Raw genomic sequence first — 24,880 nt, 5'->3', positions numbered from 1 at the left:
ATTACCTGCAGCGTCCCGGATTGGCGGCGGCAAGATGGCTGAGCGCGACTGGCGGCATTGTCGTTTTGCAATCGAAGCGGCGACCATGCGTATCAGTCCGTGCTTCTTTATTGGCCGGCCGCCATGCTTGAGTTGGCCTCAAACCGGCTGGCCTGTCTTTGTTTATCCTTGCCTGCCCCTTTACGCTTTGCATGCCGCCCGCAACTATCGCGATGGCGACGCGGCTATTGAATGCATAGCGCTTTTCCATCGGCCCGCCGGCGACCATCGTCTATAATCTTAACCGTTTTGCAGCGCAATATTGATGCTCAAACCCATCCGCAGTACAGATTAATGGACAAGCCGTAACAACCCGCCGCCATGAACGCCAGCGGCCGGGCCTGCAGCTAAACCCGGATTGAAATCCGGACTATCGGCTCAATATCCCTTGAGCGACTTCACACAGACAAAGAGTATTTTATGAGCACGCCTAAACACGCAAAGGTCTTGATTCTTGGTTCCGGTCCTGCCGGCTACAGCGCTGCGGTGTATGCCGCGCGCGCCAACCTCAATCCGGTGCTGATCACCGGCGTCGAACAAGGCGGCCAGCTGATGACCACCACCGACGTCGAGAACTGGCCCGGCGATCCGCTGGGCGTGCAAGGCCCGGAACTGATGCAACGCCTGCTGCAGCATGCAGAACGTTTCAACACGGAAATCATTTTCGACCACATCCACACCACCAAGCTGTCGGAAAAGCCGTTTCGCCTGATTGGTGATTCCGGCGAATACACCTGTGATTCGCTGATCATCGCCACCGGCGCTTCGGCCCAGTATCTCGGCTTGCCTTCGGAACAAGCCTTCATGGGCAAAGGCGTCTCGGCCTGCGCCACCTGCGACGGTTTTTTCTATCGCGGCCGGGAAGTGGCCGTGGTCGGCGGCGGCAATACCGCGGTGGAAGAAGCGCTGTATCTGTCCAACATCGCCAGCAAGGTCACCATCATTCACCGCCGCGACAAGTTCCGCGCCGAGCCTATCCTGATCGACCGCCTGCTGCACAAGGTTACCGAAGGCAAGATCGACATCAAGTGGCATCACACGCTGGATGAAGTGATCGGCGACGACAGCGGCGTGACCGGCATCAGAATCAAGTCCACACTGGACGGCGCGGTATCGGACATCACCCTGCACGGTTTGTTCATTGCCATCGGCCATAAACCCAACACCGGCATCTTCGAAGGCCAGCTGAACATGCACAACGGCTATCTGAAGACCCGCACCGGTCTGGAAGGCTTCGCGACCGCCACCAGCATCGACGGCGTGTTCGCCGCCGGCGACGTGCAGGATCATATTTACCGTCAGGCCATCACCAGCGCCGGCACCGGCTGCATGGCGGCACTTGATGCGCAGCGTTATCTGGAAGGCCTGGAATAATCCGGCATTCGTGAGATAAAAGCGGCAAGCGCCAGGCCTGATCAGGTATGGCACTTGCCGCTTCTGCATTAAAGAATTCCTGCGCACCGGCTGCAGGCCGCCGGCAATCTTTCTTCAGTTTCTCTCAGACGGGAGCCAGCGATGCCCTTCAATTCTTCCATGCGTACTCCGCCTCAACTGCGACTCCAATCCTCGATGCTCACTGCGCGCGGCACTCTCGCACTGGCAGTCATCGCGCTGAGCGCCTGCGCCGCGCCCGGGATCTCACACACGGATGACGCGGCAATGACCAGACCGGCCATGCGCTGCGATGCCGCCGGCGCACAAAAGCTGCTCGGCCGCACTGCAGATGCGGATCTGCTAGCGCAGGCGCAGCAGCAAGCCGGCGCCGCCAGCGCACGCATCCTCGGCCCAAATGACGCCGTGACCATGGAGTTCAACCCGACCCGTCTGAATCTGCAGACCGACAGCAAGCGCGTCATCGTGCGCGTCGTCTGCGGTTGAGCACACCCTCTCCGATCAAACCCATCCATACCGCTCAGCGCTCGTCCGACCATGGCCTCGATCAAAGATTTTGCTGCATTGAAATCGCTGCGCAAGGATTTGCAGGCGCAGGAAAAAGCCCGCGCCGAAGCTGAGGCCGAACGCCTGCGCAATGAGAAAAAGCTGCTTGAAGAAGCCAACCTGTTTCGCAACAGCATCGGTCAGGTCGCCCCGCTGCGTCCGACCGTGATCGATAAAGCATTGCTGCCGCAACCGCGTCCGCTGCCGATTGCGCGCCAGCATCTGGCCGATGAACAGGCCGCGCTGCTGGAATCCCTGTCCGACGAATTCACCTTCGACACCCTGCTCAGCAGCGATGAAAATCTCAGTTTCGCGCGGCCCGGCATCGGCCCCGACGTGCTCAGCAAATTGCGCCGCGGCCATTGGGTGATTCAGGAACAGCTCGACCTGCACGGCCTGCGCCGCGATCAGGCGCGTGAAGCGCTGGGGGAATTCCTGCGCCAGGCGCGCCGGCGCGGCACCCGTTGCATACGCGTGATTCATGGCAAGGGATTGGGCTCGGTCAACAAGGAACCGGTGCTGAAAAACAAGGTGCGCAACTGGCTGGCGCAAAAGGATGAAGTATTGGCGTTTTGCCAGGCGCGTCCGGCCGACGGCGGCTCGGGTGCGCTGGTGGTGCTGCTGAAATCAAGTTCGCCGAATAGCTGAAATCGAAGCGGCGCTATCTGCATTCAGCAACAACAACGACAGCAGCGACAGCAGCGCCGCTCAGTTGTCGCCGCACGGTGCGCCGACAATCCCCGAAGCCCGCAAGGTCACCGTCAACCACTCCACGAACACCCGCACCGCCGGCGCCAGATGCCGGTTATGCGCATACACCACGGCTACCGGAAGCGGCGGCGGTCTGAACTCCGGCAAGACTTCTTCCACCACACCCTCATCCAGCATGGCCTGCACCGCCCAGCGCGGAATTTGCACCAGCCCCAGCCCGGCGCGGCATGACGCGGTGTAGACGTCAGAGCTGGCGACCGAGATGCCGCCGGCCAGCTTGATGCTTTTCAGCTCACCGTTCTGCATGTATTCCCAGGGCAGATCGCGGCCGGTACGCGTCGAGAAAAAATTCACCACCTGATGTCTGCTCAGCTCGCTCAGGCTGAGCGGACGTCCATGCTTGTCCAGATAAGCCTTGGACGCGCAGTTGATCTGCTCGATCATGCCCACCTGGCGCGCGATCAGTGTCGAGTCGCTCAGACTGCCGACGCGCATCACGCAATCGATGCCCTCGCCGATCAGATCGACAAAACGATCCGAGGCGCTCAGCCGGATCTGAATCTGCGGATAGCGCGCCATGAAAGCCGGCAAGGCCGGCACCACGATGCTGTGCGCCGGATGCTCGGGCAGATCGACGCGCACCGTGCCGGCAGGTTGCAGGTGATCGCGCTCAAACAGATTCTCGACCTCATCGAACTCGGCCAGCAGGCGCAGGCAACGTTCCAGATAGGCGGCGCCGTCATCGGTCAGCGTGACCTTGCGCGTGGTTCGCTGCAGCAGACGCGCATTGATGCGTTTTTCCAGCCCCTGAATCGCATTGCTCACGGTGGCCGGCGGCAGGTTCAGGCGCTCGGCCGCCTTGCTGAAGCTGCCCAGCTCGGCTACCCGCACGAAGACTTCCATGGTCTGCAATCTGTCCATGATCAATTCTTATCAATATTCGAATAAAGAAACCATTTTACGCACCTTTATTCAAAAATAAAGAAGATCAATAATGCCATCCATGCGCTGAAACAAGGGTCTGGATGGCTCTGCGGCAGCGCCGAAACCCTCATCCATCTCTCGAAGGAAACACCATGAAACAACGCAACCTGGGCCGCACCGGCCCCGTCTCATCCGCCATCGGTCTGGGCTGCATGGGCATGTCCGATCTGTACGGCCCGGCCGACGAACAGGAAGGCATCGCCACCATCCACGCCGCGCTGGACGCCGGTATCACCCTGCTCGATACCGGCGACTTTTACGGCATGGGTCACAATGAAATGCTGATCCGCGAGGCCCTGCGCGGCCGCCAGCGCGAACAGGTACAGATCAGCGTCAAGTTCGGCGCACTGCGCGATATCGACGGCAACTGGATCGGCATGGACAACCGGCCGCAAGCGGTGAAAAACTTCCTCGCCTATTCGCTGCGCCGTCTCGGCACCGACCACATCGACATCTATCGCCCGGCACGGCTGGACACCAGCGTGCCGATCGAAGACACCATCGGCGCCATTGCCGACCAGATCAAGGCCGGCCATGTGAAGCATATCGGCCTGTCGGAAGTCGGCGTCGACACCATCCGCCGCGCCCACGCGGTGCACCCGATTGCCGATCTGCAGATTGAATATTCGCTGCTGTCGCGCGGCATCGAAAAAGAAATCCTGGCAACCTGCCGCGAACTGGGCATAGGCATCACCGCCTACGGCGTCTTGTCGCGCGGTCTGATCAGCGGTCACTGGCAGGCCGACCGCGCAGTGACGGTCAATGATTTCCGGGCGCGCAGCCCGCGCTTCACGCCCGAAAATCTGAAACACAATCTGGAGCTGACCGAAGCTCTGCGCAAGTTTGCCGCCGCCAAAAACGCAACACCGGCGCAGATCGCCATCGCCTGGGTGGCGGCGCAAGGCGATGACATCGTGCCGCTGGTCGGCGCACGTCGCCGCGAGCGTCTGAGCGAGTCGCTGGGCGCGACCGAAGTGGTGCTGAACAAGGATGATCTGGCCCGGCTGGATCAACTGTTCCCGGTCGGCGTCGCCGCCGGCGACCGTTACGCCACACAGGTAATGGCGCATCTGGACAGCGAAGCGCAGCACTGAGATCGGCGCCGCCAGACCATCGCAATTGATGAAAACCGGCCCGATGCCGCCCGCCGTACTCAGAACAAATCCATCTGCCCGGTACCGGAGGAATTTTCCGGCGCCGCTTTGACGCGCGCTGACGCTGTGCGCGGCGGCGCTACAAACTGGCTGGTATCGAGCGTGCCGAAACTACCGTTGCGATGCTTCAGACCAAGCCGCTGGCTGGCTTTTTCAAAGCGCTGATGCAGCAGATCGGCCCACACGCCTTGGCCGCGCATGCGATTGCTGAAGGTGGCGTCGTAATCCTTGCCGCCGCGCATGTCGCGTATGCGGTTCATCACGCGCTGCGCGCGCTCGGGAAAATGCGCGCGCAGCCATTCCTGAAACAGCGGACTGACTTCCCACGGCAGGCGCAGCACGACGTAACCGGCATGGCGTGCGCCGGCGTCCACTGCGGCCGCCATGATGCGTTCCAGATCAGGCTCGGTGATGAAGGGAATCATGGGTGCGATGCTGACGCTGACCGGAATGCCGGCCTCGGCCAGCGTGCGGATCACGCGCAGGCGACGTGCCGGCGCCGCCGCCCGCGGCTCCAGCGTGCGCGCGATGGCAGGATCCAGCGTGGTCAGAGTGACCGCAACGATGGCCTGGCGGCGCGCCGCCATCGGCGCCAGCAAATCGATGTCGCGTTCAACCAGCGACGACTTGGTGATCAGCGCCACCGGATGACGGCAATCGTGCAGGATTTCCAGCACCCGCCGCGTCAGCCGGTATTCACGCTCGCAGGGCTGATAGGCATCGGTGTTGATGCCGACCGTGATCACCTCGGGCGAATAGCTGGGGCGCGCCAGTTCATGCAGCAGCAACTCGGGGGCATTGACCTTGGCGAACAGGCGGCTCTCAAAATCCAGCCCCGGCGACAAACCCAGATAACTGTGCGAAGGCCGCGCGAAACAATACACGCAGCCATGCTCGCAACCGCGATACGGATTGAGCGAGACATTGAAAGGCAGATCGGGGGAGGCATTACGGCTGAGGATGCTGCGGGCGCGCTCCTCGGTCACGATGGTGCGCAAAGGCGGAAGAGCTGCCTCGCTGTCATCGCCGCCTTCTGCACCATCTGCCGAAATGCGCGCAGCGTTTTCACCCTTTCCCTCGCCGCTCTGCTGCCAGCCATCGTCGAACTCTTCGCGCAGCACCGTCTCGTAACGCCCCTGCACATTGCTGACCGCGCCGCGCCCTTTGCGCGCGCCCACGGCGCGCTCGATGAAGATCGGCGCCTCATGCGCGGTGTCGTCGAAGGCCGGCGCCTCCTTGACGCTCGCATGCGCATCTGGAAGGCGATGTTTATTGCTGATGGGGATGAAACGCGACATGGAAATCCGGCTGCAAAATACTGTATATAAAAACAGTATTCTGCAGCATTTGAAGCGGGCTCGCAATGAAGGATTGCTATCGCCGTAGCGTGCTGATGGTGGTCGGCTGATCGGGGCGTGCCATTGCATTGCCCTTCAGCAAAAGCATTGCCAGTCACTCAACACGGGCACCGCCTTGCTGCGCGCAGCGGAAATATTCGGGTATGCTTGGCGCTTCCCGTCGGCGACGAAATGCAGACACAAGCCATCATAAAAGAGAGCGGGAAACCCGGGGGCCAACAGGCTCATGAGGAGACAAACATGCAGACACGCATTGATTCCGCTGCCCGCGGCAATGGCAATGTGACATCACTGGTGCAGGCCGCCGCCGATACAGATACGCAGCTGGCCGATCTGCGCATCATCGAACAATCCCACCAACGCTGCCTCGGCTACGGCATCGCGCGCCATCAGAATCCGGATCTCGATCTGCTGTCGGCAGCGGAACTGGCGCTGGCGCTGGAACGCAATCAGGCGCTGTTCGGCCATGCGCGGCCGGTGATGGAAACCCTGTACGACCAGATCCGCAATACCCACAACATGGTGATCCTGGCCGACGCCGAGGGCACCATCATTCACACGCTGGGCGACAAGGATTTTCTGGTGAAGGCCGATCAGGTTGCGCTCGGTCCCGGCGTGCACTGGTCGGAACAGCGGCGCGGCACCAATGCCATCGGCACCGCGCTGCACGAACAGAAGCCGACCACCGTGCATGCTCAGGAGCATTACCTCAACGCCAATCATTTTCTGACCTGTTCCTCCGCCCCCATCTTCGATCATCAGGGCCGCGTGCTGGGCGTGCTCGATGTCAGCGGCGAATGCGGCAGTTATCACAAGCACACCATGGCGCTGGTGCGGATGTCGGCGCAGATGATCGAGAACCATCTGTTCACCAGCAACTTCGCCGATTGCATCACGCTGCATTTTCACAGCCGCCCGGAATTTGTCGGCACGCTGGTGGAAGGCATCGTCAGCTTCACGCCCGGCGGTCGTTTCCTGTCGGCCAATCGCAGCGCGCAGTTCCAGCTCGGCCTGTCGCTGGCGGCGCTGCAATCGCACACCTTCAGCTCACTGTTCGGCATGCCGGTGTCGATGCTGTTCGACCATCATCAGAAGGCCATGCCGGAGCTGATGGATCTGTATCTGCACAGCGGCGTGCGTATTCACGCGCGCGCCGAACTGAAGCTCAAGGAACAGCACTTTCAGCAGGCGCGCGTGGCGGCAGCCGAATCGCAACTTTCAGCACCGCCGACTGTGCGCACGCCTGCGCAACATGGCAACGCAGTCAGCGCGCAAATCGGCCAGGGCCTGGCCGCGCTGGACACCGGCGACGCCCGCCTGCACGACATCATCGCCAAGCTGCGCAAGGTGCTGACACGCGACATTCCCATCATGATCGCCGGCGAAACCGGGGCCGGCAAAGAGTGGCTGGCGCGCGCCATTCATCAGGATTCGAGCCGCAATCGCGCCGCTGCCGCCAGCGGCCACGCGGCGCCGTTCGTCGCGCTGAATTGCTCGGCGATTCCCGAATCGCTGATCGAAGCGGAACTGTTCGGCTACGAAGAAGGCGCCTTCACCGGCGCCCGCAAGAAAGGCGGCACCGGCAAGATTCTGCAGGCGCAAGGCGGCACCCTGTTCCTCGATGAAATCGGCGACATGCCGCTGAGTCTGCAGGGGCGACTGTTGCGGGTTTTGCAGGAGCGCGCCGTCACGCCGCTGGGCAGCAACCGCCAGCTGCGGGTAGAGTTCACGCTGGTGTGCGCGACCAATCAGCCGCTGCGCGAGATGGTGGCGCAACATCGTTTCCGCGAAGACTTGTATTACCGGCTCAATGGCCTGCAGGTGAAATTACCCGCGTTGCGCATGCGCAGCGATCTGGCGCAACTGGCGCAGCAGATGCTGGCGCAGGAATGCAGGGACGATGCCGGCGCCAAGCAGTTCGATGCACAGGTGCAGCAGTTGCTGCTGGCCTACCACTGGCCCGGCAACCTGCGCCAGTTGGCGAATCTGGTGCGCACCGCAGTGGCCATGGCCGGCGATGAAAGCTTCATAAAGGCAGCGCATCTGCCTGAGGATTTTCTGGAAGATCTGGGAATGGCGGAACCGGTCTATGCAGATGCATATCTGGCAGATGAAGATGCGGCGCACGATGCAACAGCAGTTGCCAGCACAGGCATGGCCGCGACGTCGATGCAGCAGACCGAGCTTGCCGCCATCCGGCGCGCGCTGCACGCGCATCAGGGCAATGTCACGGCGGCGGCGCGAACGCTGGGTATTTCCCGCAATACCATTTATCGCCGGCTGAAGAGTTCGGCGCGCTGAGTCTGTGCCTCAAGCGAACTGCCGGAGAGCTGATTCGGATCGATATCGGATCAGGCTCAGGCAAGCGCCGGCAGCGCGTCGTATTCTTCGTCGCTGAACAGACGCGAGCGCGTCAGAAAGCGTTTGCCGGAACCGTTCTCCAGCGAGAACATGCCGCCGTTGCCGGCCACCACATCAATGATCAGTTGCGTGTGCTTCCAGTATTCGAACTGATCGGCGCCGATGTAGAACGGCACGCCATCCAGCTCGCCCAGATGCACATCCTTGTCGCCCAGGATGAACTCGCCCTGGGCATAACACATGGGCGCACTGCCGTCACAACAGCCGCCCGACTGAAAGAACAGCAGTTCGCCGTGACGCTCGCGCAAAGTACGGATCAGCGCGACCGTCGCATCGGTTGCGATCACGCGGGGGGATGGATTCATTGCGGTCTCCAACTATCTTCGGTGGAACGCCTTATGACGCCCTTGTTGTTGTCGGCGGCGGCCCGTGCAGACAAGGGGCCGCCGCTATTCTTCAACGCTGCATCAAAACGGCATCAGAAGAAACCCAAGGCGTTCGGGCTGTAGCTGACCAGCAGGTTCTTGGTCTGTTGATAATGGTCCAGCATCATCTTGTGATTTTCGCGGCCGATGCCCGATTGCTTGTAGCCGCCGAAGGCTGCGTGCGCCGGATACAGGTGATAGCAATTGGTCCATACGCGACCGGCCTGGATTTCACGGCCCAGACGGAAGGCGCGCGTGCCGTCGCGCGTCCATAAGCCGGCGCCCAGTCCGTACAAGGTGTCGTTGGCGATGGCGATGGCATCTTCCTCATCCTTGAAGGTAGTGACCGACACGACCGGACCAAAGATCTCTTCCTGGAAGATACGCATCTTGTTGTGGCCTTCGAACACGGTCGGCTTGACGTAGTAGCCGGCGCCGAGATCGCCGCTCAGCGCTTCGCGTGCGCCGCCCGCCAGCACCTTGGCGCCCTCCTGCTTGCCGATGTCGATATAGGACAGGATCTTTTCCAGCTGCTCCTGCGACGCCTGAGCGCCGATCATGGTGCTCTTGTCGAGCGGATTGCCCTGCTTGATGGCGGCCACGCGCTTGAGCGCGCGTTCCATGAAGCGTTCATAGATCGACTCCTGAATCAGCACGCGCGAGGGGCAGGTGCAGACTTCTCCCTGATTCAGCGCGAACATGGTGAAGCCTTCCAGGCACTTGTCGAAGAAGGCGTCGTCCTTGTCCATCACGTCGGCGAAGAAGATGTTCGGCGATTTTCCGCCCAGTTCCAGCGTCACCGGAATCAGATTCTGCGAGGCGTATTGCATGATCATGCGGCCGGTGGTGGTTTCGCCGGTGAAGGCGATCTTGGCGATGCGCTTGTTGGAGGCCAGCGGCTTGCCTGCCTCCAGACCAAAGCCCTGCACCACATTGAGCACACCGGGCGGCAGCAGATCATGGATCAGCTCCATCAGCACCATGATGGAAGCCGGCGTCTGCTCGGCCGGCTTGAGTACCACGCAATTGCCGGCGGCCAGCGCCGGCGCCAGTTTCCAGACTGCCATCAGGATAGGGAAATTCCATGGGATGATCTGGCCGACCACGCCCAGCGGTTCATGAAAATGATAGGCGTAGGTGTCGTCGTCAATGGTAGCGATCGAGCCTTCCTGGGCGCGGATGGCGCTGGCGAAATAGCGGAAGTGATCGATCGCCAGCGGAATATCGGCCGCCATGGTTTCGCGGATCGGCTTGCCGTTGTCGATGGTCTCGGCAATGGCAAGCAGCTCCAGATTGGCTTCCATGCGGTCGGCGATCTTGTTGAGCACGCTGGCGCGCTGCGCCGGCGATGTCTTGCCCCAGGCCTTCCTGGCGGTGTGTGCGGCGTCCAGCGCCAGCTCCACGTCTTCGGCGCTGGAGCGCGCCACTTCACAGAATGCACGGCCGATCACCGGGCTGATGTTTTCGAAATACTCACCCTTGGTCGGCGGCACGAATTTGCCGCCGATGAAATTGTCGTAGCGTTGCTTGAATGGATCTTTAACGCCGAGCTTGCTGATGTCTGCGAGGTTCATATCGTCTCCTGAGATTTTTCTGGGCTTGCAAGATGTGGACTTGAATTCCTGAACCGAAGCGCGCTGCCTGCGCTTGTTTGTACAGACGGGACAGAGCCGGCCATGCGCGCAAACGACGACGTCAATCGGTGAATTCAATAGCAATCAGCGCAAATCGCATGCCAGCGGAATGACAAGGCCGGCAATCGGCCTGACACATCGCGATCGACGAGGGGACAATGTGCGCATACCGCGTATATGGCGCCGTCAAGCGATGCCGACGCAGGCTTGTATGGTCGGCAATTGCCGGAGAGGAAGATTCGGACTGTGATGCGCGCCGACGACTCAGCCGGCCTGTTGCTGTCTGCAACGTTGTGCGGCGGTTGAGGCAGCAACAGTGTGTCAGGCTGACACGATGCGACAGAGGTCAGCACTTGTCGCCGCATCAAGTTTTATGCGGCTGATTCTTACATGCTGCCGCGTCGTCCATACCCCATTCACGTTCAGTTGATGAAACGCGAATTGCTGGTCACGGTGGCGGTATCGACAAAGTCGGAGCCATGATGGTCGGTCTGGGAATAATTGATGGGGAAACCGCGACCGTCGAAATTGCCTTCATTGATGCTTTCCAGCGCGCGGATCAGTTTTTCCCGCGTCAGCTCGCGGCCGGCACGGCGCAGTCCTTCCACCAGCACGCGCGCGGCGATGAAGCCTTCCATGCTGCTGAACGTGAATTCGCTGCGGCCGGCGCGCAGCATGGTCTTGCGATATTCAGCCACCAGCGGGATCGACACGCGCCACGGCGACGGCACCACCTGGGTAGTGGAAATGCCGCGCGCCATGGTTCCCAGGGTATCCAGCAGATCGCGCTGACCGACGAAGGACACGCCAAAAAAATGCCCGAGAAAACCGGCGGCGCGCATGCCCTTCACCAGCGCGGCATTGGCAAGCGGTTGTGAATTGAGCATGAAGATGACGTCCGGCGGCCGCTTCATCAGTTGCTTGATGATGGATGGCAGATTGGCCGAGTCCAGATCAAGCCCCATGGGCTGATAAGCGATGTAGGTTTTCTCCAGCATGCGTTCAACTTCATGCAAGGCTTCTTCACCGTAAATATTGCGCTGATAAATCAGCGCCACCGCCTTGATCCCGCCCAGCTTCAGGCTGCCGATGAAATGCTGGTATTCGCCGAAATAACTGGCGCGGACGGTGAAGAGATAGCGGTTGAAGTCTTTATAGATCGAAGGTGCGCCCGTCAGCGGTGCAAAAAACGGTACCTTGGCCTGCGTGAAGACCGGCACCGATGCTTCTGTGGTGGGCCAGCCGACGTAGCCGAACAGCGCAAAGACCTGATCTTTCTGTATCAGCTGCAAGGTATTCTCAGCCGCCATGGCCGCATCGTAACGATCGTCGCGCGTAATCAGGTCAATGCGGCGCCCATGCACCCCACCCTTTGCATTCACCTCATTGAAATAGGCGCGCGCACCGATCAGCAACTGCTCGGTCACCGTCGCCAGCGGTCCGGTCAGGCTGGCGGACTGCCCCAGCAGAATGCGCTCGGTGCTGACGCCGGTTTCAGCACGAACCGGCGCAGACGACGAAACAAACAGCAGCGATGCGGCCAGTACCGACAGCACATTTCTGTGTGGTCTGAACAAGGCGTTCATCGAGAATGTTGAAGTGAAGGTAAATAGCGCCCGCAATGCGGCTGTTGGTGCGAGACAAGCAGGGGCCTGGTCTTGCAGCACTCGGGGCAGAACACGGAGGCGGAGCGACGCCGGCATCAGCGGCCACCGCGTCACGAAGAACTGAAGCCATCGAAACCGCCGCAGCGACGTGATCGATGAAAGTGAAGTGAATTTGAGCTGCTTAAGTGGCTTAGGCCAAAGAAATAGTTGCCCGGACATGGCATTTTCCTCATCGCGCGATCTGGAACGGAGGCCCGCTGGCGGGCCCCGAACGACTGATGTTTGAATTTCAGAACGTCAGAAGGGATGAGGAAAATGGAAAATCAGACACTTGCGACCATCAATTATTGGTCATCAACTATCGCAAGCGGTCCCGATCAGACTGCGTCGGCGCCGGTTTCACCGGTACGGATACGGATGACCTGCTCAACTTCCTGCACGAAAATCTTGCCGTCGCCGATCTTGCCGGTGCGGGCAGCCTTGATGATGGCATCGACTGCGGCTTCGACCGCGCTTTCGTCCACTACCACCTCGATCTTGACCTTGGGCAGGAAGTCCACCACATATTCCGCGCCGCGATACAGCTCGGTATGGCCTTTTTGCCGACCAAAGCCTTTGACTTCGGTCACCGTCAGGCCGGTCACGCCGACTTCGGCCAGAGATTCGCGAACCTCATCCAGCTTGAACGGTTTGATAATAGCTGTCACTTGCTTCATGGCAATTTCCTCTCAAATGAATGTCGCAAAAAATCAGTTAATTACTAGAAATAAAAAGGTAAATAAAAATTTTTTGTCGGTGTTTTTTATCTTAAAGCATCAAGTGCAAAAGACAGTAATTGTGAGTCCCCAATTGAATTATTTTCGGAATCCCGCCCGAGCCAGGCGCTGCCGCATTGACAGAATGACAAAGCATATTCCCTGGCCATGGCGTTCCGGCAGCCTCTTTGCTGCGGACATCATTGTAGTGGATGCACACCGCCCTCGCGCAAATGATTGAGACAGGAGCGCACGCTCTGTGATCCCCAGCGCATCAGACGGAACTGCGCGTCCAGACATCACGGGCATGCCTCGCAGACCTGCGCGCGTGATGGCTGCAGCTCAAACAGTTCAATCAGGAATCTGATCCAGACCGTCCAGCCAGACAGTCGCCTCGGAATCGCTGGGCGCGCGCCAGTCGCCGCGCGGCGACAGCGAACCGCCGGAACCGACCTTGGGCGCATTCGGCACGCAGGAGCGCTTGAACTGGCTGGTCTTGAAGAAGCGGAACAGGAAAATCTTCAGATTGGCCTTGATCTGCGCCAGCGTGTAGTCGTTGCGCGCGCCGTGCAGGCCGTCCGGCCAATGCCCGGCGGTTTTGTCATTCCACGCGTAATGCGACAGGAAGGCAACCTTGGCCGGTGTAAAGCCATAACGCAGGATGTAATAGAGATTGAAGTCCTGCAGCTCGTAAGGCCCGATGAAATCCTGAGTGCGCTGCCCAGGCGCGCCGGAACTGGCGCCGGGCACCAGCTCGGGACTGATCTCGGTCTCCAGGATATGCATCAGCACTTCCGGATGCTTGAGGCTGAGGGCGGTCGATTCCGCCACCCAGCGCACCAGATGCGTGATCAGCGTCTTCGGCACGCTGGCGTTGACGTTATAGTGCGACATGTGATCGCCCACGCCATAGGTGCACCAGCCCAGCGCCAGCTCGCTCAGATCGCCGGTGCCGATGACGATGGCATTGTGGTGATTGGCCAGACGGAACAAGTGATTGGTGCGCTCGCCGGCCTGCACGTTTTCAAAGGTAATGTCGTAGACCGCCTCGCCGCGCGAATAGGGATGATCCAGATCCTTCAGCATCTGTTCGCAGCTGGGACGGATATCGATCTCGCTGGCCGTGCAGCCAACCTGCTCCATCAACTGACGTGCCTGCAGCAAGGTACGGTCGCTGGTGGCGAAGCCGGGCATGGTGTAAGCCAGAATATCGGTGCGCGGCAAGCCCAGCTTGTCCATGGCCTTGGCGCAGACCAGCAGCGCGTGGGTGGAATCGAGCCCGCCCGAAACGCCGATCACGACCTTCTTGATATTGCTCGATGACAGCCGCTGCACCAGCGCCTGCACCTGAATGTTGTAGACCTCGCTGCAGCGTTCGTCGCGCTGCGCAATGTTGGACGGCACATACGGAAAGCGCTGGACCCTGCGCTTGAGCGGCAATTCGCCCTGCGCCGGATAAGCCAGCTCGAAACGCACCACTTCGAACTTGCGCACTTCGTCGGCATGACGCCGCACCGACTGGCCGAAGGTGGTCTGGTGAAAGCGTTCGCGTGACAGGCGCTCCAGATCGATGTCGGCATAAATCACGTGAGCGCTGTCGGAGAAGCGCGCCGACTCGGCCTGCAACTCGCCATTTTCGTAAATCAGGGCCTGACCGTCCCAGGCCAGATCGGTGGTCGATTCGCCGTTGCCGGCCGAGGAATACAGATAGGCCGCGAGACAGCGCGCCGATTGCTGGCTCACCAGTTGATGGCGATAAGTCGATTTGCCGACCACGATGTTCGAGGCCGACAGATTCACCAGCACGGTGGCGCCGGCCAACGCCGCAAACGAGGAAGGCGGAATCGGCACCCAGACGTCTTCGCAGATTTCGATGTGAAAGCGGAAGTCGGGAATATTGGCGATCTCAAACAGTAGATGGCTGCCGAAGCCGACCTCTTGTCCGAGCAGCGAGATGTGGCGCGTCACCGCGCAGTCGGCGCTGCTGAACTGGCGCGCTTCATAGAATTCGCTGTAGTTCGGCAGATAACTCTTGGGCACCACGCCGAGAATGCGGCCGCCAGCCACCACCACGGCGCAGTTGTAGAGTTGATGCTCAACCTTCAGCGGCATGCCGACGATCAGCGCGGCATCGAGCGTGACGGAGGCATCCAGCACCGATTGCAGCGCACTCTGGCAGGCGTCGAGCAAGGCACGCTGCTGGAACAGGTCTTCGCAGGAATAGGATGAGAGGCCGAGTTCGGGAAACGACACCAGCACGGCGCCCTCCGCGGCCGCCTGCGTCGCCAGAGCGATGGTCTGTTCAGCGTTGAACCTGGGATCGGCCACCTTGCATTGCGGCACCGCGACTGCAACGCGCGCGAAACCGTGGCTGTATAGATTGAAAAATTCGCTTTGCATTAAATATTCTCTGCGCGTTGAGTTCAATAAGTGAGCTGCATGAGCCAGCTGAATAATCCAGCTGAATAAGCCAGCTGAAAAGATACCGGCTGCTGCATGGATGCAGCGGTATCGCTGCTGCAAGTCTGCTTGATGCTGTGCGGCCCTTCCTCGCCCCGATTCATCCGCGTCCAAAGAGCATCAGGGTGCAGCGCACAACGCCTTCTGCATTTTTGCGTAGAATGCCTGACGCGGAAGCGGATCGTGCCGCCATCGATATCCGACGGTGACAGCAGCGTCAGCCGGCAGGCCCGGAAAAACTTGTCCGGTCACTATGCCCCGATCATGCCTTTCCGCGCTTTGAAGCTTTGAATATTCGATGGCGCAGACAGATCAATGAGCAATGAAGCGAATCAGCAGGCAGGCAAACCGGAGCAGGCATCGCAGGCAGTGAATTATCGCATGCGGATCGTTTCTTCTCTGGCCGAAGTCGGGCAAGCCGCCTGGGACGAATTGCTGGCGCAGCAGAGCGAAGCCAATCCTTTTTTGTCTTATGCCTTCCTGCATGCCCTCCATGAAAGCGGCTCGGCCTGCGCAGAGACCGGCTGGCAGCCGCACTACCTGACAATCTGGCAAGACCAGACGCTGGCGGCGGCGCTGCCGCTGTATCTGAAATCGCATTCCTACGGCGAATATGTGTTCGACTGGGCCTGGGCCGATGCCTATCAGCGCCAGGGGCTGGAGTATTACCCCAAGCTGCTGTCGGCGATTCCGTTTACCCCGGTCAGCGGCGCCCGCCTGCTGGCGCGCGACGACGCTGCCCGCGATCTGCTGTTGCAGGCCTTGCTGGCGTTGCAGGAGCAGGAGCAGCATTCATCGACGCACATTCTGTTTCCGCCGCAGGAACAGGCCAGCGCCTTGGAACAAGCCGGATTTCTGCTGCGCAGCGGTGTGCAGTTTCACTGGCGCAATGACGGCTACGGCTCCTTCGAGGAGTTTCTTTCCACACTGGAACGCAAGAAACGCAAAAACATCCTGGCCGAACGACGCAAGGTGAGCGAGCAAGGCGTGAGTTTTCGCACGCTGCGCGGCGCCGATATCACCGAGGCCGACTGGCGCTTCTTCCACCGCTGCTACAAGCACACCTACGCCGCACATTATTCCTCGCCCTATCTGAATCTGGATTTCTTCATGCGGCTGGGTGAAAGCATGCCGCAGCATCTGCTGCTGACCGTCGCCCTGCGCGACGGCAAACGCGTCGCATCTTCGCTGGTGATGTACGACGCCGACAGTCTGTACGGACGCTACTGGGGCGCACTGGAAGAAATCCCCTGCCTGCATTTCGAAACCGCCTACTACCAGCCGCTAGAATTCTGCATCGCTGAAAAGATCACCTGGTTCGAAGGCGGCGCACAGGGCGAACACAAGATGGCGCGCGGTTTTCTGCCGCAAAAAACCTGGTCGGCGCACTGGCTGGCGCACCCCGGCTTTTACGATGCGGTCGAACATTTCCTGGAGCGTGAAAGCGGCGGCATCGACAACTATCTGAGCGAGCTGAACGATCACAGCCCGTTTCGCCAGTCCGCTAGCTAGGCGCCCCGCCTCCCTTCCACAGGCCGGCGCACTGCGCTCAATCGCTCAATCGCTCAACTGCGCAATTTCGATCAGGCGTCGCGCCCGATGAAAGCTTAGGATGCATTCCACCATGCCATCAGGAGTCGAGCAGTGACCGAAGCCATCCGGCATTACCAGGCGCGCATGCGGCGCGTGCTGGACTACATAGACGCCCATCTGGAGCAGGACTTGAATGTTGAAGTGCTGAGCGCCGTCGCGGCGTTTTCGCGCTTTCATTTCCAGCGACAGTTCACCGCCCTGTTCGGTCTGAGCCCGCATCGCTACGTGCAATTGCTGCGCATGAAACGGGCATCGTATCGGCTGGCGTATCGGCCGGGCGATTCGATCACCGAGATTGCGCTGGACAGCGGCTATGAATCGCCGGAAGCATTTTCACGCGTGTTCCGGCAACGTCTCGGTCAAAGCCCGGGCGATTTTCGCAAGGCGCCGGACTGGGCTGCGCTGCAAGACATGACGCAATCCGGCACACAGATCAGGGGAATATTCATGAGCGCCAAACCAGAGTTGGATCAAGTCCGCATCATTGATTTTCCGCATACACCGGTGGCGGTGCTGACGCATCACGGCGCGCCGGAACGCCTGGGCGGCAGCCTGCGCAATTTCATCGCCTGGCGCAAGCAGATGAAGCTGGCACCGGCAGTCAGCGCGACTTTCAATATCCTGCACGCCGATCCGCTGAATTGCGAACCCGAAGACTACCGGATAGCCTTGTGCGCGGCGACCGATCAGCCGGTGACGGCCAATGAGTTCGGTATCGTGGCCGATGCGATTCCGGCCGGCTCATGCGCCGTGCTGCGGCATATCGGCGTGAACGACAGCCTGCGTGACGCCGTGGCATTTCTCTACACCGACTGGCTGCCGCAAAGCGGAAAGGACATGCGCGATTACCCCATCTTCGTGCAGCGCGTGCGCTTCTTTCCGGATGCGCCCGAGCATGAAGCAGTGGTGGATATCTTTCTGCCGCTGAAGTGAGCCTGCTCATTCTTTCTGGCGCATCCTTTTCAGAATTTTGCACCGTCCGAGGTGAAAAAAATTGCCGCCATCGCATCGCTGCAGATGGCGGCAAATCGTATTGCCTGTTGCCTGTTATTCAGACCGGAGCCCGGACTCCGGTCAGATCTGTTATCTCTTCACGCACTGTCAGATCCGGAAGCGTCTTTCTGCAGCGGTACGCGATTACTTGTAGCCGACGCGATCCAGCATCTGCAGCACTTTCTGCTGATTGGCGCCGACTGCGCCGACATTGATAACTTCAGACTTGAACGAGCCCATCTTTTCCAAGGCAGGATTGGTGGTCTTCACGCTCTTGACTGCCGGCCATTCATTGTTGCCGTCGGCGAAATAACGCTGTGCGTCGTCGCCTGCCAGATATTCGAGGAATTTGACGGCCTCGGCTTTATGCGGCGCGTGCTTGGCGACACCGGCGCCGGCAATGTTCACATGCGTGCCGAAGGTCTTTTGATTGGGCCAGACGATGCCGACCTTTTCCATCAGCGCCACGTCTTCCGGCTTGGTCGAGCGCAACAGACGCGCCACGTAATAGGAGTTGGAAATTGCTACGCCGCACTCACCCGAACCGACCGCCTTGATCTGATCGGTATCGCCGCCGACCGGTTGGCGCGCCTGGTTGGCGACCATGCCCTTCAGCAGTTCTTCAGTCTTGGCCGCGCCCAGATGCTCCAGCAAGGCGCCGAACAGCGAGACGTTGTAGGGATGCGCACCGCTGCGCGTGCACAGCTTGCCCTTGTTCTTCGGATCGCCCAGCGATTCGTAGGTGTCGACATCTTCCGCTTTGATCGCCGCCTTGTTGTAGATGATCACGCGGGCACGCGTGGAGAAACCGAACCATTGGGTACCATCGTTGCCTTCCTTGCTGTGCAGGCTGGCAGGAATGCGCGACTCCAGCAGAGTCGATTTGATCGGTTGAAACAGGCCGTCGCTTTGCGCACGTCCGAGACGCGCTGCATCCACCAGCAGGATCACGTCGGCCGGGCTCGATGCGCCCTCGCTCTTGAGGCGCGCCAGAATGCCGGCATCGTCGCCGTCGATGCGATTGATCTTGATGCCGGTGGTCTTGGTGAAGTCGGCGTACAAAGCTTCGTCAGTCTGATAGTGACGTGCCGAATAGAGATTGAGCACTTTTTCCTGAGCGACGGAAGTCAGCGCAGTACCGGCCAACAACATGCCGGCTACAAATTGACGAGAAAACATGGACCATCCTTTTCCAAAAGAATTAATCGTTGCCTGCAACGCGAAATGCAACGCCGGAGCTATCGGCGTTCAGCGTATTGCGAGGCTTCTATTTGGCGCGGTCAGAGGCGGTCCGGAAGACAAGGCACTGGAGTGCGTCGATTCATAGCGGCTGATGCCGATGAGTCCGAAGTCCGTGCCTTGAGGGTGCGTCTATTTTTGTAGGTATGCGTTTTTCCGTTGCAGGGGAAAAACCGCTGCGACTATATCACAAACAAGAATGCTTACCATTCAAAAATCAGCCTGAACTGCCGCTGCCAAGAAGGAGATCAGGCTGGGCTGGGTGTATCGGCTGACCGCCGACGCGGGGCGACGGCGCTTCATGTCGCAAATGTGGAATGCTTCAGATGCAAAAAAGCCGGCACGAGACCGGCTTTTTTATTGCGCCGGACACATCGATCATGCATCGCTGATCGGTGTGTCCGGCGGGCGGCGCTGCCGAAGCAGCATCCGCAATTACTTGGCTTGCTTCTTGTAGGCTTCGACGCCAGCCAGGATTTCAGCACGTGCCGATTCCGGACCTTCCCAGCCGTCGACCTTGACCCACTTGCCTTTTTCCAGATCCTTGTAGTGCTCGAAGAAATGCTTGATCTGGTTCAGACGCAGTTCATTCATGTCTTCCGGCTTTTGCCAGTGCGTGTAGATGGACAGCACCTTGTCGACCGGCACGGCCAGCAGCTTGGCGTCAACGCCGGATTCGTCGGTCATCTTCAGCACGCCGATAGGACGGCAGCGCACCACGACACCCGGGAACAGCGGGAATGGTGTGATCACCAGCACGTCAACCGGGTCGCCGTCTTCCGACAAAGTTTGCGGGATGTAGCCGTAGTTGCACGGATAGTGCATGGCGGTGCCCATGAAGCGGTCAACGAAGATCGCGCCGGTATCCTTGTCGACTTCGTACTTGATCGGATCGGCATTCATCGGGATTTCGATGATCACGTTGAAGTCATTTGGCAAATCGCGACCGGATGGGACGTTATTCAAACTCATGGTGTTTCTCGCAAAAAGAGATGAAAAAAATGGCTGAAAATTGAATCACCGCATTATAACGGCTTTCAATCCGTGCGCCGCCCGCAAGGGGTAGCGCGATTGATGTGATTGCATGCCTTGCAGGATCCGGCAGTCGGGTCTGCGACATCGATAGGTGCAGCGAACTATGGCGCAACCGGCTTACATCAACATGACGGCCTGCCTGATCTCAGGTCGGGACAGCGCTGCGAAGTTCCGCTGAAAATGCCAAGGGCGGGTAGCGATTCTCATCGTCCCGCCCTTGGTTGCGAGGAAGCCAATCACTCACCGGCATCCGTCTCTATCTTTCCTGCAAATCGATAGGCTTCAGCGAATCGCCGTCGCCACCGCGCATTGCTTGTAGTGCGCCGCTGCCTTCTCATCCTGATCCAGCGCTTCATGCATTTGCGCCAGACTCAGATGCGATTCGCGCACGGTGCGCGGCTCGATGGCATCCGATAAAGCCTGTTCCAGATAACGCTGCGCCTTGCCCCACAACTTTTGGCGCAGGCAGAACATGCCCAGCGTCAGCGCCAGTTCGGCATCGGTCGGATGCTTGTTCAGCCAGGCTTCGCAGTGTTCGATCTGGGCCAGCAAGGCCGCCGAACCAGCTTCTGCGGTCGATTCGCGATAGGCGCGCAGCAGGCGGATATCCCAGTCGGCTGCCAGCGCACGCTCCAGCAAAGTACGGGCTTCGTCGTGCAAACCGCGCGAACTGAAGGCGTGCGCCGCGCGCATTGAGATATAAGGCTTCAGACGATCCGCATTCGGAATGCCCGACCACAGCAGGCGAATCGATTCGGCGTCGTGCGAGCGATCAGACAGCAAAGCGTCGTAGGCCAGTTCGCGCAGGCGATTCGACAGCGCCGGATGCAGCGCATTGCGCTTGTCCAGGGTCTGCACCAGCCGCAGCACTTCGGGCCAGTTCTTGGCTTGCTGATTGGCCTTGAGCGCCCATTGCAAGGCTTGAATATGACGGGTGCCGTTGGCGTTGAGCTCTTCCACCGTTTCCAGTGCCTGCTTGAACTGGTGATCGTCGACCAGCAATTCCAGCGAAGTCATCAGGCGTGCTGCCTTCAGCGTCGGATCGACCTCGGTGCTCGCCAGCCATACGTCGCGGCGTTCGATCTGGCGCATGCGATGTGCGGCACGGGCGCCGATGAGCGCCGAAATGCCGGCGTTGTCAGGCAACTCCGCCGCCTGGGTGGCAGCTTTTTCGGCGTGGCCGAAACGGCCTTCAAAAAAGGCCTTGAGCGCATCGCGCAGCGCCTTGTTACTTTCGTTTTCGCGCTTGTGACGGCGATAGGCGATCACGCGGCCCGGCAGCTTTTGCGTCATGCGTACTGCGCGAATGATCACGTACAGGATCACGAAGAACGCCACCAGCGCAAACAGGAAGAAATTCAGCGAAAGATCGAGGCGATATGGCGGATAGAACAACACCACGTTGCCGGGATTGAAGCGCGCCAGCATGGCCAGGCCAATGGCCGACGCGAACAGGGTAAGAAGCCAGAGCAGTATTCTCATATCAAAATCCTGTCGCGCGGCTTAGCGCCGTGCTTTGTAATTGCGCACCGCATTGAGGCTTTCGCTCAGCGATGGCATCTGGATCGACAGGTTGCTGCCCTGCACCTGCTTCAGCAAGGCTTGCGTGGTCTGCACTTGCTTGGCGCGTGTATCAAAATACTTGGCGATGCTGTCCTGCGCCGCGCTCAGATCGTTGCGGAAGGCAAACTCGTTGCGCGACAGCAGGGCCAGACGGGCATTGAGCAAACGCAGCTTGAGGTTTTCACGCACGAAATAGCTTTGCGCCGGCGACAACAGCAAGGCGTCCGGCGTACGCACGTCGCGGATGCGGACCAGTTGCTTGAGCTCGGTCCACATTTCATTGCTGAAGCTCTGCCAGGTATCTTGCGCGCCGGCCAGCCAGTCGTTCCAGGCGGAAGAGGTTTCCGCTGCCGCGGCAGGCTTGCCGTTGGCAGCCGCCTTGACGGGCTTGGTCGCAGTCTGCACGCGCTGCGGCTTGGGCTCGCTGGCCGAAGTCACCGGTTTTTCATCGACCAGCAGAGGCATGGAGTCGATCTGGCCGATCACGCTGTCCAGACGCACCGAAATGCCCGGCACATCAACTGTCGGCAAGGCCTTCAGGCGATCCATGTCGCGCGCGATCGCCCGACGGATGGCGATGAATTGCGGCTTGTCGGAACGCGACAGGCTACGGTCGGCGTTCTGCAGCGCAATCAGCGCGCCCTGCACGTTGCCGGCCAGTTCCAGCTGCTGGCTGGCGGTCGACAAGACTTCTTCGATTTCAGACAGCGCCCAGTCGTCGCGATTCTTGTTCAGATCCTGGTACATCTGTTCCAGCGCGAGCTGCTGGCTTTGCGATTCGGCTTGCTTGTTGTCCAGCACGCTGACCTTGGCCTGCAGTTCCTTGGTGCTTTCCTGCACCAGTTTCAGCACGCCTTTGACTTCATTGCTGTTGTTGTCGCCGCTCTGCAGACGCTGCGCGACTTCGGTACGCAAGCTCTGCAATTCGGTGCGCGACATCCACCACTGCGCAGCCAGCGCCACGATCACCAGGATCAGCAGCAGCCAGAGCACACGCAGTTTCCGCCGCAACACCGAGGTGCCGTCGGGAATCTGGGAAAAAGGGGTAAACGGAGCGCTAGGCGTCAAACCGGTATCCGATTTAACGTCCGGCCGGGAGGAATCAGGGGGCAATTGCTGTTCGTTCATGTGCTGGATTGTAACGCGGCAAGTAGGCGTTCGTCGCCGGAACCGGTGAGGATGACAGATTGAAAACCGAGTGATCGGGCGGTTTCCGCGATTCTATGGTGAGAAACGATGAATTTTTTTCGTTGCAATTTTACAACACGCTCCCCGCCACCCAGCCTGGAGGCCAGATCGAGCAGGTTGCGCAGCGCTTCGGAACTGGTGATCAGCCATTCATTTTCATCATCAAGCAATTGCAAAAACTGCACGGTTTGCGCCGCGTCGAGCTGCGGCGCCAGACGATGATAGGCGGTCAGGTGTTCCACCTCGATGTTCAGCGAACGCAGGATGTGCGAAAGAAAGTCGCGTCCGGCCTGACCGCGCACGATCAACACGCGCTTGCCGCACAGGCTTTCTATATGCAGCGACTTGAGCAGTTCTTCCGAATCCATCTTCTCGGTATCGCGCGGGCCGATGATGGTGGTGTTGTCGTCGGTCACGCCGTATTGACGCAATGCCAACCGGCTGCCCTCGCCGACTATGCCGATCTTGACGCCATACGGCCAGCCCGAGATGAATTGAAACGCCGCGTCGACCGCATTCGGGCTGACGAAAATCACCATTTCGTAGACGCTCAGATCGCGAAAGCGGTCGCGCAACTGATCCGGATTTTCAGCCGGGGCGATGCACAACAGAGGAAACACTACCGCCTTGCGCCCCAATGCCTCGACGCGCGGCGCCATCACGCGTGCCTGCGCCAGCGGCCGGGTAATCACGACAGGAATGGGATTGTTAAGCGACATCAAGTCCTTGCAATCAGGTTGGGAGATCTTGAATCAGGCTTGCTCGGCTTGCGCCTTGCATGCTTCGAGAATGGCGGCAGCATCCTGCCCGCGCAGCAAGTCGGCGACCTGCTCACCCAGCGCTTGCGGGGCATTGATGTTGCCGACCGCCTCGGCACTGGCGGTGCGCTTGCCGTCCGGCGTTGCCACCATCGCGCGCATGCGCAAGGCGCCGTTGTCGATTTCCGCGAACGCCGCCAGCGGAATCTGGCAACTGCCGCCGAAGATACGCGACACGGTGCGCTCTGCTTCAGAGACCACGGCGCTGTCCGAATGGTTCAGCGGCGCCAGCGCTTGCTTGAGATCGTCGCGACCGGTAGCGACCTCAATCACCAGCGCGCCCTGCCCTGGCGCCGGCAGACTTTGCTCGGGCGAGATCAGGCTGCGAATGCGTTGTTCCAGACCGAGCCGCTTCAAACCGGCGGCGGCCAGAATGATGGCCGCATATTCGCCGCGATCCAGTTTGCCCAAGCGAGTATCGAGATTGCCGCGCAAAGGCTTGATCACCAGCGCAGGATAACGCGCCGCGATCATCGCCTGACGGCGCAGGCTGCTGGTGCCGACCACGGCGCCGGCCGGCAAGGCGTCCAGCGCAGCGTAGTCGTTGGAGACGAAGGCATCGCGCGCATCTTCGCGCTCCAGCACCGCCACCAGCTCAAAGCCTTCGGGCAACTCCATCGGCACGTCCTTGAGACAGTGCACGGCGAGATCGGCGCGGCCTTCGGCCATCGCCACTTCCAGCTCTTTCACGAACAGGCCCTTGCCGCCCACTTTCGACAAGGTGCGATCCAGAATCTGGTCGCCGCGCGTTGTCATTCCGAGAATACTGATGCTGCACTGCGGATATAATGCGGACAAACGATCGCGCACATGTTCTGCCTGCCACATGGCCAGGCGGCTTTCCCGCGAGGCAATGACGATCTTTGAGGGAGGAAAATCTTTCAAAACGTTCTTTCGGTATATGTCGTGGCACCCGCGACATGAAGACATCGGCCAGCGACGATCAGAGACTATAACTATATAAAAGTGAGGCAAATTCTAGCACGCAGCTTTTCGGCATTTCGACCATCCCGCACGACTTTCAC

At 59.9% G+C, this 24,880-nt stretch carries 20 protein-coding genes; 7 read left to right on the top strand and 13 right to left on the bottom strand.

Annotated features, from left to right (window positions below; translation table 11 throughout):
* The first annotated feature begins 459 nt into the window (after positions 1 to 459).
* From trxB to PQR62_RS04555, 3 genes are all read left to right on the top strand, one after another.
* Positions 460 to 1,413: a thioredoxin-disulfide reductase gene (gene trxB, locus PQR62_RS04565; protein WP_408155261.1), complete on the top strand. Its 954-nt coding sequence runs from the start codon at positions 460 to 462 to the stop codon at positions 1,411 to 1,413.
* Between the two features lie 159 nt (positions 1,414 to 1,572).
* On the top strand, positions 1,573 to 1,917 hold the full coding sequence (locus PQR62_RS04560) for an I78 family peptidase inhibitor (protein WP_408155259.1): 345 nt from the start codon (positions 1,573 to 1,575) through the stop codon (positions 1,915 to 1,917).
* A 51-nt stretch (positions 1,918 to 1,968) separates the two neighbouring features.
* Positions 1,969 to 2,625 carry a Smr/MutS family protein gene (locus PQR62_RS04555; RefSeq protein WP_408155257.1) on the top strand — a complete coding sequence of 219 codons (657 nt, stop codon included), beginning with the start codon at positions 1,969 to 1,971 and terminating at the stop codon, positions 2,623 to 2,625.
* Positions 2,626 to 2,685: 60 nt separating this feature from the next.
* Here the strand turns inward: PQR62_RS04555 and PQR62_RS04550 are convergent, their stop codons facing one another.
* Positions 2,686 to 3,609 (bottom strand): LysR family transcriptional regulator, encoded by a 924-nt coding sequence (locus PQR62_RS04550; RefSeq protein WP_408155255.1) that lies wholly within the window; start codon positions 3,607 to 3,609, stop codon positions 2,686 to 2,688.
* Positions 3,610 to 3,764: 155 nt separating this feature from the next.
* On the opposite strand from PQR62_RS04550, the gene PQR62_RS04545 reads away from it, so the two are divergent.
* Positions 3,765 to 4,766 (top strand): aldo/keto reductase, encoded by a 1,002-nt coding sequence (locus tag PQR62_RS04545; protein WP_408155253.1) that lies wholly within the window; start codon positions 3,765 to 3,767, stop codon positions 4,764 to 4,766.
* Positions 4,767 to 4,825: 59 nt separating this feature from the next.
* Here the strand turns inward: PQR62_RS04545 and PQR62_RS04540 are convergent, their stop codons facing one another.
* Positions 4,826 to 6,124 (bottom strand): PA0069 family radical SAM protein, encoded by a 1,299-nt coding sequence (locus PQR62_RS04540; protein WP_408155251.1) that lies wholly within the window; start codon positions 6,122 to 6,124, stop codon positions 4,826 to 4,828.
* A gap of 300 nt (positions 6,125 to 6,424) precedes the next feature.
* Here PQR62_RS04540 and PQR62_RS04535 point away from each other — a divergent pair, with 300 nt between their 5' ends.
* Positions 6,425 to 8,485 (top strand): sigma-54-dependent Fis family transcriptional regulator, encoded by a 2,061-nt coding sequence (locus tag PQR62_RS04535; RefSeq protein WP_408155249.1) that lies wholly within the window; start codon positions 6,425 to 6,427, stop codon positions 8,483 to 8,485.
* Positions 8,486 to 8,541: 56 nt separating this feature from the next.
* Here the strand turns inward: PQR62_RS04535 and PQR62_RS04530 are convergent, their stop codons facing one another.
* The 5 genes from PQR62_RS04530 to PQR62_RS04510 all read right to left on the bottom strand — a co-directional run bounded on the left by PQR62_RS04530 (position 8,542) and on the right by PQR62_RS04510 (position 15,366).
* On the bottom strand, positions 8,542 to 8,910 hold the full coding sequence (locus PQR62_RS04530) for a DUF779 domain-containing protein (RefSeq protein ID WP_408155247.1): 369 nt from the start codon (positions 8,908 to 8,910) through the stop codon (positions 8,542 to 8,544).
* 113 nt (positions 8,911 to 9,023) lie between these two features.
* On the bottom strand, positions 9,024 to 10,544 hold the full coding sequence (gene adh, locus PQR62_RS04525) for an aldehyde dehydrogenase (RefSeq protein ID WP_408155245.1): 1,521 nt from the start codon (positions 10,542 to 10,544) through the stop codon (positions 9,024 to 9,026).
* Between the two features lie 482 nt (positions 10,545 to 11,026).
* On the bottom strand, positions 11,027 to 12,181 hold the full coding sequence (locus PQR62_RS04520) for an ABC transporter substrate-binding protein (protein WP_408155243.1): 1,155 nt from the start codon (positions 12,179 to 12,181) through the stop codon (positions 11,027 to 11,029).
* Positions 12,182 to 12,588: 407 nt separating this feature from the next.
* Positions 12,589 to 12,927 carry a P-II family nitrogen regulator gene (locus PQR62_RS04515; RefSeq protein ID WP_408155241.1) on the bottom strand — a complete coding sequence of 113 codons (339 nt, stop codon included), beginning with the start codon at positions 12,925 to 12,927 and terminating at the stop codon, positions 12,589 to 12,591.
* A 390-nt stretch (positions 12,928 to 13,317) separates the two neighbouring features.
* The gene (locus tag PQR62_RS04510) at positions 13,318 to 15,366 is read right to left on the bottom strand and encodes an NAD(+) synthase (protein WP_408155239.1); all 2,049 of its coding nucleotides are present in this window, start codon (positions 15,364 to 15,366) and stop codon (positions 13,318 to 13,320) included.
* A gap of 375 nt (positions 15,367 to 15,741) precedes the next feature.
* Here PQR62_RS04510 and PQR62_RS04505 point away from each other — a divergent pair, with 375 nt between their 5' ends.
* On the top strand, positions 15,742 to 16,938 hold the full coding sequence (locus PQR62_RS04505; RefSeq protein WP_408155237.1) for a GNAT family N-acetyltransferase: 1,197 nt from the start codon (positions 15,742 to 15,744) through the stop codon (positions 16,936 to 16,938).
* A gap of 132 nt (positions 16,939 to 17,070) precedes the next feature.
* Positions 17,071 to 17,952, top strand: a complete 882-nt coding sequence (locus tag PQR62_RS04500) for an AraC family transcriptional regulator (protein ID WP_408155235.1) — start codon at positions 17,071 to 17,073, stop codon at positions 17,950 to 17,952.
* Positions 17,953 to 18,156: 204 nt separating this feature from the next.
* On the opposite strand, the gene PQR62_RS04495 is transcribed toward PQR62_RS04500, so the two are convergent.
* From PQR62_RS04495 to hemC, 6 genes are all read right to left on the bottom strand, one after another.
* Positions 18,157 to 19,191: an extracellular solute-binding protein gene (locus PQR62_RS04495; RefSeq protein ID WP_408155233.1), complete on the bottom strand. Its 1,035-nt coding sequence runs from the start codon at positions 19,189 to 19,191 to the stop codon at positions 18,157 to 18,159.
* 495 nt (positions 19,192 to 19,686) lie between these two features.
* Entirely contained in the window at positions 19,687 to 20,223 is a 537-nt protein-coding gene (ppa, locus tag PQR62_RS04490) for an inorganic diphosphatase (protein ID WP_408155231.1), read from the bottom strand.
* A gap of 345 nt (positions 20,224 to 20,568) precedes the next feature.
* Positions 20,569 to 21,768, bottom strand: a complete 1,200-nt coding sequence (locus PQR62_RS04485) for a heme biosynthesis protein HemY (protein WP_408155229.1) — start codon at positions 21,766 to 21,768, stop codon at positions 20,569 to 20,571.
* Positions 21,769 to 21,789: 21 nt separating this feature from the next.
* Positions 21,790 to 22,977: a uroporphyrinogen-III C-methyltransferase gene (locus PQR62_RS04480; RefSeq protein ID WP_408155227.1), complete on the bottom strand. Its 1,188-nt coding sequence runs from the start codon at positions 22,975 to 22,977 to the stop codon at positions 21,790 to 21,792.
* A complete protein-coding gene (locus PQR62_RS04475; RefSeq protein ID WP_408155225.1) occupies positions 22,974 to 23,756 on the bottom strand; it encodes a uroporphyrinogen-III synthase in 783 nt (260 codons plus the stop codon). The genes PQR62_RS04480 and PQR62_RS04475 overlap by 4 nt, the downstream gene beginning before the upstream one ends.
* A 33-nt stretch (positions 23,757 to 23,789) precedes the next feature.
* The gene (gene hemC, locus PQR62_RS04470; protein ID WP_408155223.1) at positions 23,790 to 24,740 is read right to left on the bottom strand and encodes a hydroxymethylbilane synthase; all 951 of its coding nucleotides are present in this window, start codon (positions 24,738 to 24,740) and stop codon (positions 23,790 to 23,792) included.
* Positions 24,741 to 24,880 lie beyond the last annotated feature (140 nt).

Origin of the sequence: Herbaspirillum lusitanum, assembly GCF_046025995.1 — a bacterium.
Classification (GTDB): domain Bacteria; phylum Pseudomonadota; class Gammaproteobacteria; order Burkholderiales; family Burkholderiaceae_D; genus Herbaspirillum; species Herbaspirillum lusitanum_A.
This window is presented reverse-complemented; position numbering and strand designations above follow the sequence as displayed.